We start from the raw sequence: 5,592 nt of genomic DNA on the forward strand, positions 1-5,592 counted from the left end.
CATCAACCGGATTCCGCGCTCAGCCGCTGGTTCATCACGCGGGTGACGGAGCGCGGCCCGAGATCCAGGAAGCCCGCCATCATCGCGCTGGCCCGCAAGCTGTTGGTGGCCCTGTGGAAGTACGTCAGCTCCGGCGTCGTGATTGAGGGCGCTATCGTGCACGCAGCGTGAGCACATAACGACACCATTTTCAGGAATCTCCCAGGACCAGATCAGTCCTGGTGGATGCCGGGCTGCGGCGCGGCGATCTGGATGAGAACGCGCCGTCAAACAGGATGAGGATCGCGAGGGGCTGCGGCGGCGGAGGGCGTAGCCCGAAGCCGACGTAGCCCCTCGCGATGGCGCGTTCCTGACGGGGCGTTGCCGCTGATGATCACGGTCGGTCGGGTATCCCCGTCTTCCTCGCTCGCAGAGGAAGCCGCTGATGCCCGGTCGCCACATCAACGATCATCAGATGAGATGGGGTGGTTGCCGCCCTCCCCAGACGGCATCGCAATGTGCCAAAATAGTGGCGTTGAGACCTATTGCAAACGCGCCGGCACGCCGGAGCCGGTCATCGTCCGATACTTCCTGCTATCGACCCTGCTGTCCCCAGAACGGATGCTCGAGGTCGCCAGAACGCACTGGACCATCGAAAACCAACTCCACTGGGTGCTCGACGTCGCCCTGCTCGAAGACGCTGCTCGTGCCCGCAAAGACAATGCCCCGCAAAATCTCGCGATCATCCGAAAACTGGCGCTCAACACCCTTCGCCAGCACCCGGCCAAAGGGTCTATCAAAACCAAAATCAAGCGCGCGGGGTGGAATGACGACTTCCTCGCATCGCTTCTTGGCCATGTGCGATAGCCCTGCCCCGGCATGGACCCCCAGGTCATCCTCGCGCAGTTTGGCAGTCCTTGGTTTCGCTATTTCTTCCAATATTATCCGGCGCCTAATTTGCGCGTAATCAAGGTGCCGGTGCTTGCCATGAATGGCAGCCTGGATCAGCAAGTCCTCCCCACCGAAAATCTCGCTGCGATCAAGGCCGCGCTAAAGGACGATCGGGACGTGACGATTGTGGAGTTACCCGGTTTGAACCATCTTTTTCAGACCGCAAAAACGGGTGCGCCCGGCGAATATGCTGATATTCAGCAAACGGTAGCGCCGGTTGCGCTCGAGCGAATGGCGTCTTGGATTAATGCGCGTTTTGGGCGCCGTTCGGCCCAACAAGGGACCGTTCCTTAAAGCCAGGCCGTTCGCCATCCGTTTGCGCTTAGCGTACGTAAAACTCACTTTCGTGTAGTGACCCCATAGATCGCCGCCAACGCCAACAGGCGCCGAGCTTGCCCGCCGTCCTTCGATCTGCGCGCCGCAGCCCTTACCGCAGAAGCGTCGAAGTCGGTGCGAGGTGCGAGGTGCGATGGGCATGGCAAACTCCAGTCCGTTTGCCATCTTGAATCAAAGCTCACCGCCGCTGGCAAGCCCTTCCGAGTCACGAGCATCGGGATTTGGTTCGTAAACAGCACATCGCGACCGTTACAACAACGATGCATCCAAAAAATGAATAGGCCATCATTCAGAGAATGAGATTTTGGAAAGCCTGACTGCGCGGTACAGCCGCATATGTGGAGAGACTGATTTCGTCATCTCCGTGAGAGGTAGTCAATGCTCCTGCCCTGCCAATCTCATCGCCATCAAACATTTGCGTCTTACGCAGCAATTGTCAATAGTGGTTCTTATATTTACAGCATTAATTAAAAATACTTGTGAGAATTTCTGTTGCGACGAGGAATCACCGATGACAGTTTTAATTAGATTATTGGATTTTTCGTCGCAGACACAGACTAGAAATATTTTTTTCTACCAGGCAACGTTCAGATTTACTCGATATCTGACGACAGCCGCGCTTATATTTTCCGTGCCGGTAATTGGCGAAGCTCAGGCACAAGAACATGTAGCAACGGTAAGGCATGAGCAGAAGTCAGCTGTCACGCCTTTGTCGCTCGGTGCATTTGGAAAGGATCCGACGCTCGATCGTTTTCGCAATCCACCTGCCTCATCGCGGCCTTACGTTTGGTGGCACTGGATGAATGGCAACGTGACTGCAGAAGGCGCGCGTCTCGATCTGGAATGGATGAAGGCAGCTGGTATCGGCGGTGTGCAGCTTTTCGAAGGCAATCTCGTCACGCCACAGCTCGTCGACAAACGTTTGATATGGATGTCGCCAGAATGGCGACAGGCGTTGCAACAAAGCGCGACTACTGCGAAACAATTGGGGCTAGATTTCGCCATTGCAACTTCGCCGGGCTGGAGCAGCACCGGAGCGCCGTTCGTAGAGCCCGCCGCGGCGATGAAGAAGCTTGTTTGGACTGAAACCCAGGTTGTAGGTGGCAAACGGTTGACCTCACGGCTGCCTTTGCCTTCCTCCGTGGCAGGACCTTTTCAGGACATTGATGGCGGCACCGAGATCGCGCCATTCTACCGCGATGCCCTCGTTCTCGCTATTCCCGAGCTGACCGATAACCAACCAGTTGCTGCAGTGTTGACGAGCAGCGCTGGAGGGGTTGACCTCTCATTGCTTAACGACGGTAAGTTTGGACCGGCCATGTCGTTGCCCTTCGATCCGGCCCATCCTGAGGCATGGATTTTAAGCGATTATGGGACGCCGGTTACCATGCGATCGGCAACCTTGGGCCTTCCAGGGAGCCGAGGCTTCGGCGCGCCGCCCCCACCCGACGCGATCGTGGAAGCGAGCGACGATGGCAAGACATTTAGAACCGTCGCTACAATGCCATCGGGAACGTCGCAGGCGCGATCGGTCGCGTTCGCTCCAGTGAAGGCGCGCTTTTTCCGTTTGGGGCTGACGACCAGTCCGATCCAGCCTGCGGGTGGTCCACCGGGTGTTGTACCGCTCTCACTCGGGCCCCCGCCGTCGCCGACTTTCTCGGTGTCTGAATGGGTGTTGCGACCCAGCGGACGGATCAACCATGCAGAGGATAAGGCAGGTTTCGCCGCAGCCCCAAATTATTATGCAATCGCAACTGATCCGGAGAGCGGATCGCGTGCGCCGAAGGCTGGCCAAGTTATTGACATAACCCGCTACATGTCGGCCGATGGCATTCTTGATTGGTCGCCTCCGCAGGGGCGCTGGACCGTGCTTCGTCTAGGCTATTCTTTGACAGGCCACCAGAACGGCCCCGCACCGAAGGAAGCCGCCGGGCTTGAGGTCGATAAACTCGATGCTTCGGCCGTACGACGCTATGCTACAACCTACTTAGATCGGTACAGCGCAGCTGTGGGCGACGGGCAGCTATTGAATGGGCTCGTTAGCGATAGTATCGAAGCCGGCGCGCAGAATTGGACTCAAGACATTATATCCGATTTCAAGCGATTAAGAGGTTACGATCCAACACCTTGGCTTCCAACGCTGACAGGACGCATCATCGACAGTGCGGAGAAATCCGACGCGTTTTTGTGGGACTATCGCCAAACAATTTCCGATTTGCTGGCTAAAAATCATTATGGCACTTTGGCTTCCATCGCGAAGGAGCGCGGGCTCACTTATTATGCGGAGGCGCTTGAGGATCATCGGCCGCAGCTTGGCGATGATCTAGCAATGCGAGCTCCTGCTGACGTCCCGATGGGTGCCATGTGGATGATACCTGCTGGCGAGAAGCCTCGCGCAACTTATGTCGCCGATCTCCAAGGCGCGGCGTCGGTTGCTCACGTGTACGGCAAGCCCTTGGTAGCGGCGGAGTCTTTCACAGCATTCGGCGCGCCGTGGGGCTTTGCGCCGCGTGACTTGAAGGCAACGGCAGACAACGAGTTTGCACTCGGCGTTAACAGGATCATGGTGCACACCTCGCCGCATCAGCCATTCGTCGATTGCAAACCGGGCATGTCTCTGGCACCCCTACTTGGCCAATATTTTAGCCGCAATGAGACTTGGGCACCAATGGCACGTGGCTGGACCGACTATCTGGCGCGCAGTTCCTACCTCTTGCAGGCGGGACGTCCAGCCGCCGAAATTGCGTATTTTCCAGGGGAAGAAGCACCGATCACCGGCCTCTACGGCGATGTTCCGGTAGCCGTGCCGGCAGGCTTCGGGTTTGATTTTGTGGGAGCCGATGCGCTTCGAAACTCGGTCTCAGTCGCCTCTGATGGGTCAATCATCACTACGGGTGGCGCACGTTATGCAATGATCGTGTTAGGTGGCAGCAGCGCACGCATGACGTTGGGCACCCTTCAACGCCTTCGCAATTTGGCGAGGGCAGGAGCAGTAATTGTAGGGCCGGCGCCAATCGCATCGCCCAGTCTCGCGGACGATCCCGCAGCTTTTCGCGCGATTGTCAATGATTTGTGGGGCGCTCGGCGCGGCCCGTTGTCTGGACGCGTGTTTATCGACGTCCAGACAGCATTGAAAGCAATTGGGCTGGAGCGTGACTGGCAGATTAGTGCTGCGGAAGATCGCGGAGTTGCCGTCCTTAAACGGCAACTGCACGAGGGCGCGCTGTGGTTTTTCGCCAATAGATCGGGGCACCGCCTGAAAACGGACGTTTCCTTGCGACTTACCGGCTTCGAACCTGAGATATGGTCTGCCGACACCGGCGAGGTCCGCGCCGCGTCTTACCATATAGAGAATGGCCGCACATTTATACCGCTCGACTTGGCTCAAGACGAAGCGGTGTTTATTGTCCTTCGACAGCGTAGCATAAAAACCTCGAGGACGATTGCTACACTGCGGACTGAGATACTGACCCCCCTTGATGGCATGTGGCGCCAGTCATTTCCTACTCAGGGCGAGATGGCGGCATGGGATCGCCCTGCTCCGCTCGGATCATGGGCAGACGCAGGTAAGCCGACGCGGTTCTTCTCGGGAACGGCCCACTACACGCGAAATCTGGTCATAAAGCGAAATTGGCGATTGAAGGGACGCCGGTTTGTGCTTGATCTTGGTGACGTTCGCGAAGTGGCGGAGGTCCGCGTGAATGGTCGAACCATGGGTATAGCGTGGAAGCCACCTTTCACGGTGGACGTAACGAACGCGCTGCGAACGGGCCAGAACCGGGTTGAGGTTGCGGTTGCTAATTTGTGGGTTAACCGGCTGATCGGCGATGCCCAGCCAGGTGCCAGCAAAGTCACAACGACGAATGGTCCTAGCTACACTGCCAATGCGACAATCAGGCCTTCTGGCTTGCTCGGTCCTGTCGTTCTTAAGGCGCTCGATGCGCCATGACGCGCCCGGGTTGATCGACGATGCAGATTCAGCCGCCGCCGCCTGACGCTGGATCCCATACCCACATGGCCCCGCCTCGTAGCAAATATGAAGTTCCACCCCCGGGCCGCCAAGCTTGCCCAGCAGTTTCGTCAGCGCCGCCGGCGTTTTGGCGATCTCGCCATGCTCGCGCACCTCTGCGCGCTTGCCATCCTCTGCCACCGCCACTGCTATCGTGTCCTTGTGGACGTCCAGCCTGACATACTGAGGGTAATACCAAGTCTCGATGATCGTGACTCGCAAGGGCTTGCCAGCGGCGGTAAGCTTTGATTCAAGATGGCAAACGGACTGGAGTTTGCCATGCCTATCGCACTTCGCACCGACTTCGACGCTTCTGC

At 57.7% G+C, this 5,592-nt stretch carries 3 protein-coding genes and 1 pseudogene; all 4 read left to right on the forward strand.

Annotated features, from left to right (window positions below; all coding sequences use genetic code 11):
* A pseudogene (locus EWE75_RS25865) lies at positions 1-171 on the forward strand (IS110 family transposase); the annotation flags it as partial.
* A 288-nt stretch (positions 172-459) separates the two neighbouring features.
* Positions 460-846 carry an ISAs1 family transposase gene (locus EWE75_RS25870; RefSeq protein ID WP_282432731.1) on the forward strand — a complete coding sequence of 129 codons (387 nt, stop codon included), beginning with the start codon at positions 460-462 and terminating at the stop codon, positions 844-846.
* Positions 847-858: 12 nt separating this feature from the next.
* The gene (locus EWE75_RS23550) at positions 859-1,224 is read left to right on the forward strand and encodes an alpha/beta hydrolase family protein (protein WP_130160487.1); all 366 of its coding nucleotides are present in this window, start codon (positions 859-861) and stop codon (positions 1,222-1,224) included.
* 346 nt (positions 1,225-1,570) lie between these two features.
* Positions 1,571-5,215: a glycosyl hydrolase gene (locus EWE75_RS23560; protein ID WP_130160489.1), complete on the forward strand. Its 3,645-nt coding sequence runs from the start codon at positions 1,571-1,573 to the stop codon at positions 5,213-5,215.
* The last annotated feature ends 377 nt before the right edge of the window (positions 5,216-5,592 follow it).

The sequence above is a fragment of the Sphingomonas populi genome (genome assembly GCF_004208535.1).
GTDB lineage: Bacteria > Pseudomonadota > Alphaproteobacteria > Sphingomonadales > Sphingomonadaceae > Sphingomonas > Sphingomonas populi.